The organism is Vibrio splendidus (genome assembly GCF_024347615.1).
In the GTDB taxonomy this organism is placed as follows: Bacteria; Pseudomonadota; Gammaproteobacteria; order Enterobacterales; family Vibrionaceae; genus Vibrio; species Vibrio splendidus.
This window is the reverse complement of record NZ_AP025509.1, coordinates 853,018-867,170: the sequence shown is the minus strand read 5'-3', so window position 1 is coordinate 867,170 and position 14,153 is coordinate 853,018. Positions and strand designations below refer to the sequence as shown.

At 44.9% G+C, this 14,153-nt stretch carries 12 protein-coding genes and 2 tRNA genes; 10 read left to right on the top strand and 4 right to left on the bottom strand.

Going from position 1 to position 14,153, the window contains the following annotated elements; translation table 11 throughout:
* Positions 1-158 precede the first annotated feature (158 nt).
* The 6 genes from OCU90_RS21185 (at position 159) to OCU90_RS21160 (ending at position 8,312) form a co-directional block, all read left to right on the top strand.
* A complete protein-coding gene (locus OCU90_RS21185; protein WP_061025425.1) occupies positions 159-623 on the top strand; it encodes a hypothetical protein in 465 nt (154 codons plus the stop codon).
* A 99-nt stretch (positions 624-722) separates the two neighbouring features.
* On the top strand, positions 723-2,165 hold the full coding sequence (locus OCU90_RS21180; protein WP_061025426.1) for a TolC family protein: 1,443 nt from the start codon (positions 723-725) through the stop codon (positions 2,163-2,165).
* 11 nt (positions 2,166-2,176) lie between these two features.
* Positions 2,177-3,916 (top strand): efflux RND transporter periplasmic adaptor subunit, encoded by a 1,740-nt coding sequence (locus OCU90_RS21175; protein WP_061025428.1) that lies wholly within the window; start codon positions 2,177-2,179, stop codon positions 3,914-3,916.
* Positions 3,913-7,056, top strand: a complete 3,144-nt coding sequence (locus tag OCU90_RS21170; RefSeq protein WP_061025429.1) for an efflux RND transporter permease subunit — start codon at positions 3,913-3,915, stop codon at positions 7,054-7,056. The genes OCU90_RS21175 and OCU90_RS21170 overlap by 4 nt, the downstream gene beginning before the upstream one ends.
* A 103-nt stretch (positions 7,057-7,159) precedes the next feature.
* On the top strand, positions 7,160-7,714 hold the full coding sequence (gene copI, locus OCU90_RS21165; RefSeq protein WP_061025431.1) for a copper-resistant cuproprotein CopI: 555 nt from the start codon (positions 7,160-7,162) through the stop codon (positions 7,712-7,714).
* A gap of 112 nt (positions 7,715-7,826) precedes the next feature.
* The gene (locus tag OCU90_RS21160) at positions 7,827-8,312 is read left to right on the top strand and encodes a hypothetical protein (protein ID WP_017091500.1); all 486 of its coding nucleotides are present in this window, start codon (positions 7,827-7,829) and stop codon (positions 8,310-8,312) included.
* Positions 8,313-8,473: 161 nt separating this feature from the next.
* Here OCU90_RS21160 and OCU90_RS21155 read toward each other — a convergent pair whose 3' ends face one another.
* From OCU90_RS21155 to OCU90_RS21145, 3 genes are all read right to left on the bottom strand, one after another.
* Positions 8,474-8,731 carry a hypothetical protein gene (locus OCU90_RS21155; RefSeq protein ID WP_017078262.1) on the bottom strand — a complete coding sequence of 86 codons (258 nt, stop codon included), beginning with the start codon at positions 8,729-8,731 and terminating at the stop codon, positions 8,474-8,476.
* Between the two features lie 325 nt (positions 8,732-9,056).
* Positions 9,057-9,131: transfer RNA gene (locus tag OCU90_RS21150), tRNA-Gly, on the bottom strand.
* Positions 9,132-9,169: 38 nt separating this feature from the next.
* Positions 9,170-9,244: transfer RNA gene (locus tag OCU90_RS21145), tRNA-Gly, on the bottom strand.
* Positions 9,245-9,767: 523 nt separating this feature from the next.
* On the opposite strand from OCU90_RS21145, the gene OCU90_RS21140 reads away from it, so the two are divergent.
* From OCU90_RS21140 to OCU90_RS21125, 4 genes are all read left to right on the top strand, one after another.
* Complete coding sequence (locus OCU90_RS21140) at positions 9,768-10,931, top strand: threonine/serine exporter family protein (RefSeq protein WP_017058966.1); 1,164 nt, start codon at positions 9,768-9,770, stop codon at positions 10,929-10,931.
* 175 nt (positions 10,932-11,106) lie between these two features.
* Positions 11,107-11,445 carry a zinc ribbon domain-containing protein YjdM gene (locus OCU90_RS21135; RefSeq protein ID WP_004731484.1) on the top strand — a complete coding sequence of 113 codons (339 nt, stop codon included), beginning with the start codon at positions 11,107-11,109 and terminating at the stop codon, positions 11,443-11,445.
* Between the two features lie 72 nt (positions 11,446-11,517).
* Positions 11,518-12,012, top strand: a complete 495-nt coding sequence (locus OCU90_RS21130; protein WP_017085577.1) for a GNAT family N-acetyltransferase — start codon at positions 11,518-11,520, stop codon at positions 12,010-12,012.
* 90 nt (positions 12,013-12,102) lie between these two features.
* On the top strand, positions 12,103-12,534 hold the full coding sequence (locus OCU90_RS21125) for a GNAT family N-acetyltransferase (RefSeq protein WP_061025433.1): 432 nt from the start codon (positions 12,103-12,105) through the stop codon (positions 12,532-12,534).
* Between the two features lie 590 nt (positions 12,535-13,124).
* Here the strand turns inward: OCU90_RS21125 and OCU90_RS21120 are convergent.
* Positions 13,125-14,150 carry an IS110-like element ISVisp6 family transposase gene (locus OCU90_RS21120; protein ID WP_061026117.1) on the bottom strand — a complete coding sequence of 342 codons (1,026 nt, stop codon included), beginning with the start codon at positions 14,148-14,150 and terminating at the stop codon, positions 13,125-13,127.
* Positions 14,151-14,153: the final 3 nt, after the last annotated feature.

Below are 14,153 nucleotides of genomic sequence, written 5' to 3'. Positions count from 1 at the left end.
AATTTTTAAAGAAAAAACTGCAAAGTCGAAGAATTATCTCGTTTTGATGAAAGAGAGGATGAATACTTTTTCAACGGTCAGGTAAATATCGGCACAATGGCATTGACCTTACCCTAAGGGGAACGTTTATAGTTGCGTTGTAAATTCAAAGGTAAACTATGACAAACACATTCCGAAAAACTTGGATTATTGTTTTCAGCATCATTGCGATGTTGATGTCTAGCTATGCCTCAAGCTCCTCAGCCTTGATGACTGAAGTAATGATGATGGAAATGGGGTCGAGCAAGTCGGCTTGTTACCACAGCGATACTTCGGTTAATGATTCAATGGCGGGGTGTCATGTGATGAGTGAAGAAGTACACGCTGAAGACTCTAACATGAGTGCCCATGCTTTGATGGCTCAATGCGATATGTCTTCAATGAGCGAAGACGGCAGTCCGATGATGGGTAACCATTGTTCGAGTGCCGATTGCTGTGCCTCAATGTGTTCTGCAAGTCCCTATCCAATTCAGGCTGTTCAAGCCGTTGATCAACTTTCCTTTTCATTAGCTCGTTTTCAATCGGTCACGATTGGCCAGAAAGTCGCACGCGCTCAATCTTTGCTACGCCCACCTTCCGCATAAATCTATATCTAAAAATACAGCTCTATCAGTTAGATAAACCTGATAAGCCATTCTTTTTTATGCGCTAATTAGCGCTAGATATGGACATTCATTGTGAATATGAAACCAACAACCTCTGTGTTTGTCATGAACACGAGCTTAGTGGTTGCTGCTGCCTTGCCTATGGCCTTGTTTTCAAGTGCTACGCTCGCGGCTACCACGGCGTCAGCTTCAAATGCTCAACACATTTCAGCACATAACCAAGCAAGCTCGACGCAGCAACTCAATATACTGATTGAGATTGCTTTAAGCGAAGATGGAAATCGCAAGCAGTACTTTGCTCAGTCTCAAGCGATGCGAGAAACGGGCATTGCCAGCTCGACCTTAATGGACCCGAAATTGAAAGTTGGATTTGGCGGTTTGCCTGTCGATAGTTTTCAATTCGACGAAGACCCGATGACTAATATATCGGTAGGGCTTATGCAGCAGTTTGAGCGTGGCAATACGCTTAACCTTCAACAGAAAAAGGCAGGCCAACAGGCAGATGCTTTAGCTTTGCAGGTGCAAGCAAGAGAATTGACGGTTGCGAATAGCATGACGCAGCTTTGGCTTGAGTTAGGTTATCAGCAAAAGGCTGAGTCGGTGATTCGTCAAAATCGTCGTTTGTTGGTTGAGCTTGAAAACTATGTACAAACCAATTACTCGATTGGTAAAAGTGAAGCGCAAGATCTGCTTAATGCTCAGCTCCAAGTGAGCAAGCTTGATGAGAAACTTCAGGCAAACCAGCAGGTTCAGCGTCGTCTAATCTCTCAGCTTTCTGAATGGTTGGGTTCTGATTGGCTAAGCTCTCAGGTTCTTGATTCTCAGGGTACACTGAATGCAACTAACCAAATCGATTGGTCGTTATTGGAAAGCAAATTAGCGACCAATATCGATTCAACCAAGCACTACCAGCTACTGACTGACCATCCTTTGGTTAAGATCTCCGATGTCAGTATTTCCTCCAATCAAACTCAGGTCGAGTTAGCCGAGCAAGCTTATACCCCGCAGTTTGGGGTGGAAGTGATGTATGCACACCGTCAAGCCAATAACATGGCGGGTGAACCTGCTTCTGATCTGGTGAGTGCTTATCTGACAGTCGACATCCCGCTGTTTACTGGGAATCGACAAGATAAAAACTTATCGGCTGCTCAGTATCAAGTTGGTGCGGCTAAATCTCAAAAAGACACCTTACTTTCCCAAATGAACGCGCAAGTGAATGCATTGCTGGTGGACAGATCAAATCTGATCCAGCGATTAGATCGCTATCAAACGTCCTTGCTTCCTCAAACCGCAGCCCGAATCAGCGCGGTTGAGAGGGGCTATCAAAACAATACCGCCCAGTTTAACGATGTCATTTCAGCAACGACCGATGAGCTGGCGCTTCAGTTAGAGCAACAACGTTTGATCACCGATCTCAACATCGTTAATAGCAAACTGGCGGCGTTAGTCAGTGGCTTTGAATACCAAGTAAACCAACCACAACTCAACTCAAGCGCAACTAAACACACAGCCAATCAATAGGGGAATAGACAATGAATACAGTAAAAGTAGCAACAATCGCTTTATTGGTCGGTGGTGCATTGGGTTTTGGGGTGAACCATTTTCTGATTAATCCAGCGCACGACATGTCAGCAATGGCAACGAGTACAGGCGCAGATGTAAGTAAACAGGCCAGCGATGAGCCTTTGTATTGGGTGGCTCCGATGGACCCAAATTATCAGCGTGATAAGCCGGGTCAGTCACCTATGGGGATGGATTTAATCCCTGTTTACGCGGATGACTCAAGTGGTGTTAAAGATGAGCCCGGTACCGTGTTCATTGATTCGTCGGTAGAAAATAATCTGGGTGTCAAAACAGCGAAAGTTAAGTTCGAAGCGCTATCTCCTCGGATTGAAACCGTGGGTTATGTGGCGTTCGATGAAAGTACATTGTGGCAAACCAACGTAAGAGCAGCTGGTTGGGTTGAGAAGCTCTACATCAACGCAGTGGGTGAGAAGGTAAACAAAGGTGATGTGCTTTTCACACTCTATTCTCCAGAGCTTGTTAAAGCACAAGAAGAGTTGATCAGTGCTTATAAAACGGGCCGCAAAGGTTTGATCAAGGGCTCGACTGAACGCTTAATTACCTTGGGTGTTGATAAGACGCAAATCCGCGCTATTACGCGCAAAGGCAAAGCCTCGCAAACCATTGAAATTAAAGCGCCAGCCGATGGTGTTATAGCGAGTTTGAATATCCGAGAAGGTGGTTACCTTTCACCTGCACAAGCGGTGATCAGTGCTGGTCCATTAGGCGAAGTATGGGTTGATGCTGAGGTGTTTGAGCGTCAAGCGCACTGGATCTCGTCAGGCAGCAATGCGGTGATGACGCTAGATGCCATTCCTGGCAAAGAGTGGTTGGGTAATGTCGATTACGTGTACCCAATCCTTGACCCAAAAACTCGAACCTTGCGCGTTCGTTTGAAGTTCTCCAATCCCCATGGCGAGCTTAAGCCAAATATGTTTGCCAATATTGCGCTGAAACCCATTAGTGATGAAGCGGTTCTTACTATCCCAAGATCTTCGGTGATTCACTCCGGTGGTATGACTCGAGTGGTGATGTCAGAAGGTTCTGGCAAGTATCGCTCTGCTCGTATTGAGGTTGGTCGTGAAGCTGGCGAAAAAATAGAGGTGCTTCAAGGGCTAGAGCAAGGTGAGAGTATTGTCACTTCTGCGCACTTCATGTTGGATTCTGAATCGAGCCAATCTGCTGATCTGTCACGCATCAATGGTGTTGAGGAAGAAGCTGAAACCGTGTGGGCAAATGGCGAAATTTCCGATGTTATGCAAGGCAGTCGCATGGTGACGATTAACCATCAGCCTGTTCCTGAATGGGATTGGCCGGGCATGGTGATGAATTTCACCTTTGCGGAAGGCTTAGACATGAGTGACGTGAAACGTGGTAAGGCGATTGATTTTGAGATGAGAAAGACAGAGTCAGGGCAGTACGAGGTTGTTGATTACAAGGTCAACAAACACAAGATCGCCGGCGAAGTTTGGGTAACGGGTGACATCACCATGTTGATGGCAGATTTTGGCATGATCACTGTAAAACATCAGCCAGTCCCTGAGTGGAATTGGAAAGCGGGTGAAATGAATTTCCAAGCCAGTGATGACCTTGATTTATCTGAGTTTGCCGAGGGTCAAACCATTCGGTTTCTAGTGGCGAAGCAGGGTTCTGATTATGTGCTCAAATCTCTCGAACCGACGAATAGCACGGGTGAGGGCGAACTATGATCAATGCAATCATTCGCTGGTCTATTAGCAACCGCTTCTTAGTGCTGGTTGCTACTGTAGCCATCGTATTTGGCGGCTTATACAGCGTTAAAAACACACCTGTCGATGCCATTCCAGATCTGTCAGATGTTCAGGTGATCATCAAAACCAGTTATCCGGGGCAAGCGCCACAAGTGGTTGAGGATCAGGTGACTTATCCATTAACCACCGCCATGTTAGCTGTACCAGGAGCTGAAACGGTTCGTGGTTACTCGTTCTTTGGTGATTCCTATGTCTATATCATCTTCAATGACGATACTGATATGTACTGGGCACGTTCACGAGTGCTGGAGTACCTAAGCCAAGTTGCACCTAACTTGCCTTCGAGTGCTAAGCCAACACTAGGGCCAGATGCAACCGGTGTGGGCTGGGTTTACAGCTACGTGTTGCAAGATAAAACCGGTCAGCACGACTTAGCAGAACTTCGCAGTTTGCAAGATTGGTTCTTGAAGTATGAGTTGCAAACCGTCGAAGGCGTGTCTGAAGTGGCGACCGTTGGCGGCATGGTGAAGCAGTATCAAGTACAGATTGATCCTGCCAAGTTACGTGCTTATGACCTAACACTTCAACAGGTCAACAAGGCAATCCAAGATGGTAATCAAGAAACAGGAGCGTCTGTTGTTGAGATTGCGGAAGCCGAACATATGGTTCGTACGACCGGTTACCTTACAAGCATCGAAGACATTCAATCTCTGCCGCTAAAAGTGACTGACAAAGGTACTCCGCTGTTATTGGGTGACATCGCTGACATTAACCTTGGCCCACAAATGCGTCGTGGTATCTCGGAACTCAATGGTGAAGGAGAAGCGGTTGGCGGCGTTATCGTGATGCGCTTTGGTGAAAATGCCAGCGAAGTGATCGACTCGGTGAAATCCAAACTCGCTGAGCTGCAAGCCGGCTTACCTGATGGTGTCGAGATTGTCGCGACTTATGATCGTTCGACTTTGATTGATTCAGCCGTTGAAAACCTTTGGAAGAAGCTGGCCGAAGAGTTCATCGTAGTCGCCGTGGTGTGTGCGCTGTTTTTGTTCCATATCCGCTCATCATTGGTTATCGCGCTAAGTCTGCCGGTCGGTATCTTAGGCGCATTCATCGTTATGCATTGGCAGGGTATCAACGCCAATATCATGTCTCTTGGCGGGATCGCGATTGCGATTGGTGCCATGGTGGATGGTGCCATCGTGATGATCGAGAACGTTCATAAACACATTGAACGGACTCCGCTCACTGACAAAAACCGTTGGCAGGTGATTGGTAAGGCAGCAGAAGAAGTTGGCGCACCGCTGTTCTTCTCTTTGATAATCATTACCTTGAGTTTTGTGCCTGTGTTCGCGCTAGAAGGGCAAGAGGGAAAGATGTTCTCGCCACTTGCATTTACCAAGACGTATGCGATGGCGGCAGCGGCGGGTTTGGCTATCACGCTTGTGCCTGTGCTAATGGGTTACTTCATTCGCGGCAACGTGCTACCTGAACACAAAAACCCAGTCAACCGCAGCCTAGTGGCGATGTACAAACCGCTTCTGAACCTAAGCCTAAAATATCCCAAGGTGATGATTGTTATCGCACTTGGCTTAATGGCGTCTGCTTATTACCCAACCAGTAAGCTTGGCAGCGAGTTCATCCCTCCTTTGGACGAAGGGGATTTGATGTACATGCCAACCACGTATCCGGGTATCTCAATAGGCAAGGCTCGTGAGTTGTTGCAACAAACCAACAAGCTCATCAAAACCATTCCAGAAGTCGAAACCACGTGGGGCAAAATTGGCCGAGCAGAGACAGCAACCGATCCTGCACCGTTAACCATGATTGAAACCGTGATTCAGCTTAAGCCGCGAGATGAGTGGCGTGACGGTGTCACTACTGAGTCACTACGAAAAGAGTTTGATGAACTGATTCAATTCCCCGGTTTGACCAACGCTTGGGTCATGCCAATCAAAACGCGTATCGACATGTTAGCGACCGGTATCAAAACGCCAATTGGTATCAAAATCGCCGGCCCAGATCTGAGCGTGATAGAGGATATTGGCTCTCAACTTGAACCTATTCTTAACAACGTTAGTGGTACAGCTTCTGTATACGCCGAGCGTGTTGCGGGTGGTCGTTATGTCACGATAGACATCAAACGTCGTTCTGCTGCGCGATATGGCTTAAGCATTAAAGAAGTGCAACAGGTTATCTCGACTGCGGTTGGTGGCATGAACGTGGGCGAAACCGTTGAGGGGTTAGAGCGTTACCCAATAAATGTCCGTTATCCACAAAGCTATCGTGACTCTGTCGTCAAGTTACAGAACCTACCGTTAGTAACACCAAACGGAGCTCGCATCGCTCTATCGGACGTAGCAGATATTCGTTACGAAGATGGCCCTCCGATGATTAAAACGGAGAACGCACGTCCTAATGGTTGGGTATTTGTCGATATCGAAGGGCGTGACCTTGGTTCTTACGTGGCAGAGGCTCAAAAGGTCGTCACCGATCAAATCGTCTTGCCTGCCGGATATTCACTGGCATGGTCTGGTCAATACGAATACATGGAACGCGCCAAAGAACGTTTAAGTGTCGTTGTGCCAATCACCATCGCCATCATCATGTTGTTGCTCTATCTAAGCTTCCGCCGTGTCGGTGAGGTGATGATGATCATGCTGACATTGCCACTCGCGATGGTTGGCGGCCTATGGCTGATGCATGTCCTCAATTACAACTTCTCCATTGCGGTGGGGGTTGGCTTTATCGCCCTTGCCGGGGTTGCTGTTGAGATAGGCGTCATCATGTTGGTCTACCTAAACCAAGCTTGGCACTACAAAAAGTTGGATGCAGAAGAGAACCAACAAGCACTTCAGAGTGAAGACTTAACGGATGCGATCCGTGAAGGGGCAGGACTGCGTGTGCGCCCTGTGATGATGACGGTACTTACGGTGATTATCGGCCTCATTCCAATCATGTATGGCGAGGGTACGGGCTCAGAAGTGATGCAACGAATCGCAGCACCAATGATAGGCGGTATGGCTTCTGCGCTGTTGCTCACCCTATTAGTGTTGCCTGCAATCTTTAAGCTCTGGAAACAGCGAGAGGTTACTCAGAGCCAAAACGAGACAAGTAAATAACGCACTGACTATAAAGCCCTTACTTGCGAGACAGGAGTAGGTAAGGGCGCACCACATGAACATGTAAAACTAACATAAAACAGAATTAATCTAAGGAACGACCATGAAAAAGACACTAATTGCTATCGCTCTAACACTGACCACTGCAACTGCTTTTGCTGAAATGGATCACTCAAATATGGATCACTCAATGATGAAAAGTGGAGAGATGGATCATTCAAAAATGGACCACAGCATGATGAAGGGTGGAAAGATGGACCATTCGATGATGAATATGGAAGGCATGTCTGAAGTGGGTATGCCTGCGACAGGCGAAAAGCCGGATAAAGTGGTTCATGTTCTGTTAAGTGACGATATGAAAATCACCTTTAAGAACAAGGTCGATATTGAGCCAAATGACGTAGTGCAGTTTGTTGTGATGAACACGGGCAAGATTGATCACGAATTCTCGATTGGTTCTGCTTCAGAGCAGTTAGAGCACCGTGAAATGATGAAAAACATGGGTAATCACGCTCATGACTCGGGTAGCACAGTTACGGTTAAACCGGGTAAAGCGAAGCAATTGTTGTGGCATTTCCATGGTGATAATAACGTAGAGTTAGCATGCAATATCCCTGGTCACGCTGAAGCGGGTATGGTGAAGTCGTTAACGCTATAAGGTGATACACAAGCCATATCTAGTTCAAAGGGATGAGTGCTAGGTATGGCTACCTTGTTTTAGTGCTATTTAGGTATTAGCTTTAAAAGACTATAGGAATAGGAGTTTAAGGATGAATAAGACAGTTCTAGTACTTGCAGTAACGGGTGCTTTAATAACGTGGTCGACCCACAGCATTGCTGCTAAACCTGAGTGGGCTGGTAAAGGTAAGCCCGATTTAGAAGAAGTGAAAACGCTCGCTGAGGCTAAAAAAGTTGAAGGCGAAATTGATGATCGTGAGAAGCAGCTTGATTCAATGATCGAAGAGAAAAATAAGAAAGCGAAAAAAAGTAAGAACAAAAAAGATAAGCAGAAACTAGATAAAGAACTCGACGATTTGGAAGACGAGAAAGAAGCTCTCGAAGAGAGTAAAGAGAAGCTTAAAGATAAGAAAGAAAAGCTTGAAGATGATATAGATAATGACGAAGAAAAGTCGGGATTAGAAAAGCAGAAAGACAAGAAAGCGGAACAAGAGCGTAAAGAAGAAGGAAAAGGGTCAGAGAAAGGCCAACAGCAGCGTGAAGAAAACAGCAAAAAGTGGTGGAACTTCTGGGAGTAATACGAGGGCGTTACATCACCAACTCATTTCAACTTATCAGCACAGCTTTGTGTGACAGCTAAGTCATTGGTTAAACATTGTGACCAGTTAAAGATAAGTCTCAACCTGTTCAGGAATACATGAACTAACTTGTATTGGCTGAGGCTTATCTGTAGTTAGAATCACTGTAGCAAGATAGAAGTTTCAAGCAGGTGGTGTGCTTCGCCGCTCAGGTGCGGTAGCTCTGCCATGATCTTTTTAAACTTGTCGTCGATTGATTCTGCTTCATTCAGCGATCGAAAAGCTAGTACAGCCTGTTCAGGCTCGCTGTTCACATAACCTTTCAATGTATCTAGCTGAATTTTGTTCGCATTTTCTACTTTTGACAGTGCGACATTAATTGCATCGATATTAATTGTTAACTCATTGCTTTTAAACATTTTTTATTATTTATGGGTTGTTGCTAATGCGCGCACATTAACACAACTGTTTTTTCGGATATTGACCAAGATTATTAAATTGGAACAATTTTGAAAATCATTAAAAGCTGAACTGTAATGTGTGATTTGGATAGGTGTCAGAAATACGAAGCGATTTAAGGAGTTAATAGCTTTGGTTGGTTACTTAGCGTTGATTCGTCAATCTAAGCTTAAACCAAATTAGTTTAATCAGTATAGATTTAATGACTATGGATTTATCGAACGGAGAAAGTTTTTGAATAGGGTATCGCTGGAAGAAAGCATGTCATGGAGCTTAAGGAGAAGTTGGAGCGTGCAGCGGGAATCGAACCCGCATCATCAGCTTGGAAGGCTGAGGTAATAGCCATTATACGATGCACGCACACTGTCTTAAGAGTAAGACTGAGGCATCAAGAAGACTGGAGCGTACAGCGGGAATCGAACCCGCATCATCAGCTTGGAAGGCTGAGGTAATAGCCATTATACGATGTACGCACATCGTCTTAACGAGTTTGATAATGCCACATCTAACTGAAAACGAAACCTTTTTCTTTCATTTTTATTCTAAGTGCTCGCATAACCACCACTCCGCTAGTTTTTCAATCATATCTGGCGTTATGAGAGTGAATAAAATGTGACTAAACTCTCGTTAAGCGGAGGGCGAGAAACAATGGAAAATCCCCCGCTATTTCTGTAACAAATATGGTTTGATTTATAAACCAGTTTGTTGGTGTCAGTTTGTCATAAAACCCATATAAATTAAGGAATTTGGAGTGTTAACATAAACTGATTTTTATTCGTGTTTTGGCATCCGTTAATAACAATCTGAATGCATAAATTTAACTTATCAACCGGTCAAAACATTCAGTAAACTAATCCCAAATGAGTAGAGTTATAGAGACTTCTAAGCCTTTGCAGAAAAAAGTAACGAGTTCAGTTGATAATTCACGCAAAAGCCTCGTCATTCCGTCTGTCGTTTGGTACATTTGCCGCACATTTTGTCTCCGCTAAAATACCCATGCCTTCTCAGTTCCGAATTAACAAAATTGTTGAAATTGGTGATACTCTTCACCGCAGTGGTTGCGCTCCGTATAAGCTTGAAAAATATACACAATATTATGCTAAAAAGCATGGTGTGGATGTGATGATCCAAGCAACGCCAACCGCGATTAATTATCAGTTTCCAGACGATAACAACGCTGTGATTCTAAAGCGTCTAAAGCCTGCTTCAATTAACCTGAGTTTGTTGGCCAATACGATCATTCGTATTAACCAACCGAGCAGTGAGCCTGTACCAGAGCCTGTCGGTTACTCTAAATTTGTGACTGCACTAGCCAATATGGGGATTCCGCCTGCGTATTTGATGCTGGTGGGCAGTACGTTGGAAGCGGTGGGTTTTTCTGCGTTATTGGGTTTGATGGTTTGGGTCTGTCAGCAAGTCCTTCATTCACGTCGCGCTATCGCAGTTGAATTCATCTCGGCATTGTTAACGGGTATCTTTGTAGCGTTTTTGGCGAGCACAGGGTTGCCGATACCAGTGTGGGCGTTGTGTATCGCCTCGATCGTCTTGTTTGTCCCCGGGTTATCCATAGCCAACGCACTAGAATGTTTGGCGTTTAATGACTTGGTTTCTGGTACCAGCTTGCTAGGGCAGAGCGCCTTAACTCTGATTAAGCTGTTTGTCGGGATTATCATGGGGCTCAACATCGGTGAAGCGATATGGGGACAAGCGGTCTCCATCGACTATACCAATGCGGTACCAATGTGGATGCACATATCTGGCTTGGTGCTGATCTCTGTTTCTATCGGTGTGATGTTCAATGCGCGACCTAAAGACATCTTACTTGGTTTACCAGTAGCGGTTCTCGGTATGTGGGGCCCGTTCTATCTAGGTTTTGATAGTGGTTGGGTTGTCGGTACTTGGGTTACGACGGTTCTTATTACTTTGTACGGGACTTGGATTGCCAAGAAGATGGAGCTCACGGGCTCTATTTATATCGTGCAAGGGATTATCATTTTGGTTCCGGGTAGCCGAGTATTAGTAAGTGCCAGCCAGTCGGTGTTTGAACAGTCGATTCTGCCTATTCCTAGTATTGGTTTGTCGGCGTTATTCATGTTCTCTGCAATCGTGGCAGGGCAAATCACCGCTTACTCGATTTACTCACCAAAAGTCGAACGTTAAATTCCGCTTCTCAAATTTTTAAACAAACACAGCTTAGCGGCTGTGTTTGTTCGTTTTAGGTACGGATCTTTTTTAAGACAATTAACTCTTCGTAAAACTTGTTAGATTTATGCTCGCTAAGCCTAACAAGAGCCATTAAAATGAAACAAATTCTATTTAAATGAAGTATTAACGTATGTCTCTACCTCCTTGCCCGCAATGCCAATCTGAATATGTCTACCCAGATCAAAACAACCTAATCTGCCCTGAGTGTGCCTACGAATGGAACCCAGAAGAAGAGCGTTTAGAAAGAGAAGCCGCGCGTGTTAAGGACGTGAATGGCGTTGTATTGGAAAGTGGCGATAAAGTTACCTTCATTAAAGATCTAAAAATTAAAGGCAGTTCTAGCGTACTGAAAATTGGTACTAAAGCGGTAATCAGACGAATTAATGAAGGCAAAGATCATCAGCTAGATTGCAAGCTGGATGGTGGCGGTGAAATGCTCGTTACCGCGAAGTACGTTAAGAAGCAATAGTCGATAATCGGTCAAAATTGCGAGTTGCTACTGAACTAAATAGCGTAAAAACCGGTGGAGAATCAACATTATATGGACATGGTTAAAGCAGCTCTTTCGCATTCAACTGCCTTTCATCACTATGTGAATGCCTGTACTGAAGATGGGTTAGATATTTACACGGGCATTTCTGATGGCAGTGATGCCTATTTGGAAAGACGAATTGCTTATTCAAAAGGTGAGGGCTTGCCAGAAGGGTGGACGCCCGCTTCTACTTATTTTTGTTTCGAGTCTGGACGTATTCTTGGAGTGATAAGAGTTCGTCATGGCACCAGTCCGTACATTCACGATGTCATTGGACATATCGGGTATGAGACCCTGCCGCAAACCAGAGGGCGGGGTATCGCAAGTCATATGTTGTCTTGGGTTCAACGGCACGTATTGCCCGAAAGCGCTATTATTACGTGTGAGAGGGGCAATATTGCTTCGCAAAAGGTCATTGAGAAGTGCGGTGGACAATTCCTGAATACCTTTTACTCGGAGCAAGATAAACACGAAGTTTTACGTTACCAACTAGAACCAAAATGAACATTTAAGCGTGGCATTTAGTTTTATCGGGGTTGTCGAGTTCCGGCTTAAACGAAAATGAAACCATAGCCAATTATTGTTGGAGGTATTTTGAAGTATTCAACAAGACATGCTCAGTTATCAGATTATGAATTTCTGTTTGAGCTTAAGAAGGCCGCTGAGTTTGAACCTATCAAGGCCGTATTTGGCTGGGATGAGCAGGTTCAACGAGATATACATGCTGAAGAGTGGGCAGAAGAACGACCTGAAATCATTGAATATCAAGGTCAAGCGATTGGCAGTATATTGTTGCAAGACAAAGGCGAGCACTTTTATTTTTGTCGATTCTTCTTACTGCCTGAGTATCATGGAAAGGGCATTGGCAGCCAAGTACTGAAAGATTGCTTAATTAAAGCTGACAGCCTCAATAAACCCGTCGAACTTTGTTACCTGCAAGGTAATCGAGTTGGGGAGTTGTATCTTAGGTTTGGCTTCGACATCACCTCGCAAAACGATCAGTTTGTCTATATGTGTCGCAAATAGTTAGTAATAATAGAGATGAACTCATTCCTTTTAGCCTGTATCTCTATCAGATAGTTGCCTTCATCTGCCAACAGAGGTCGTGTAAATAAGAGAATTGTCAGTTTAATTATAAAATAATGCCAACTATATCAATATTTTATGAATCTGTGTTTTCGGTCCGGTTTTTTAATGATAGGGTCGCCGAATAATTGTATTGATAAGAATAAAGGCTTTATATGAATAAGTTTCTGATTGTTGCGTTATCTGCGGCTGCGAGTATCTCAGGGTGCAAAAGTATTCCTAATTCGGCTACGGACACGTTGTCAGAACCTCAAGGTAACGGGGCTACATGGATTCCCCCGGTTGTCAAACATCCGCTAAACTTATGTTGATGGGTTTTGGACTGCCGCTCTACATTCGGCCTACTTATCGACGATTCGCATACGTCGTGGCCCTGATGACTTGCGCGACTGCGGTGCCTTATTCGTTAGATGACATCTAGTGTGTCCGCCGCATTAACAGGCTCTCCGCAAGTGGTCTTAACCTATCTCCATCATTAGCGTCTGCAATGACCCGGTGGGTTTAACTCTTTATGCTGCTTAGTTTTTTACTTAAGCAGCATAGTTTTCGTATTCTGTTTGATTGTGTAAAAGCGACCATATAATTCGTGCGTTCTTCGCGGCAAGTGCCACTATCGCTCGGTTCATTCCTCTTCGTTCTAGAACGCCTCGACACCACTGACTTAACTTATCTTGCTTGTCGCCAAGGTTGGCAATTACGGTCCTTGCGCCATGAACTAATAGTGTTCGTAAGTATTTATCGCCATGTTTGGTTATCCGACCTAAGCGTGGCTTTCCTCCCGTCGAATATTGTTTTGGTACGAGTCCTAGCCAAGCAGAGAAATCACGGCTTTTATCAAATTGAGAGCCGTTACCTATCGAAGCAAGTATCGCAGTAGCGGTTTGCGGTCCAATGCCCCGAACTTTCATCACTCGTTGAACATTAGTGCTGACCTTAGCAAAAGAATCGAAGACTTGTTCAGTATCGGCGATACGTTGATTCAATTCACCAAGGTGGCGATAAGCATCGGCAATCACTGTTCTCGCGAGGTGTGGTAGTTCATTTTCTGCGTCTTCCAGCATTAAGGGAACCTGTTTCATTAATGAAGAGCGGCCAACAGGAATGGTTAACCCGAACTCAGAAAGTAGGGCACGCATGCGATTCATAAGCGCGGTGCGCTCACGAACCCAATGCTCTCTCATTCTATGTACCGATAAGATGGCTTGTTGCTCGGGGGATTTTACAGGCACAAAGCGAGTAGATGGTCGCTGAACAGCTTCGCAGATAGCAACAGCATCATTAAGGTCGTTCTTTCCCTTAGTTCGATAAGGAATTACGTATTTAACAGCCATAATGCGGGCGTCGTGCCCGAGTTTATTGAGTGTTCTTGCCCAATAATGTGCACCACCACACGCTTCAACGCCTATACGCATGAGTGGCATATTTGCTATTGTAGTCAGTAGTTTAGAGCGAGTTACCGACTTATGAAGTATGACCTTACCATTTTGGTCTACGGCATGAAGACTAAAGTGGTTTTTAGCTAGGTCGATACCGCAGAAATAAGAATAATCAGACATGGT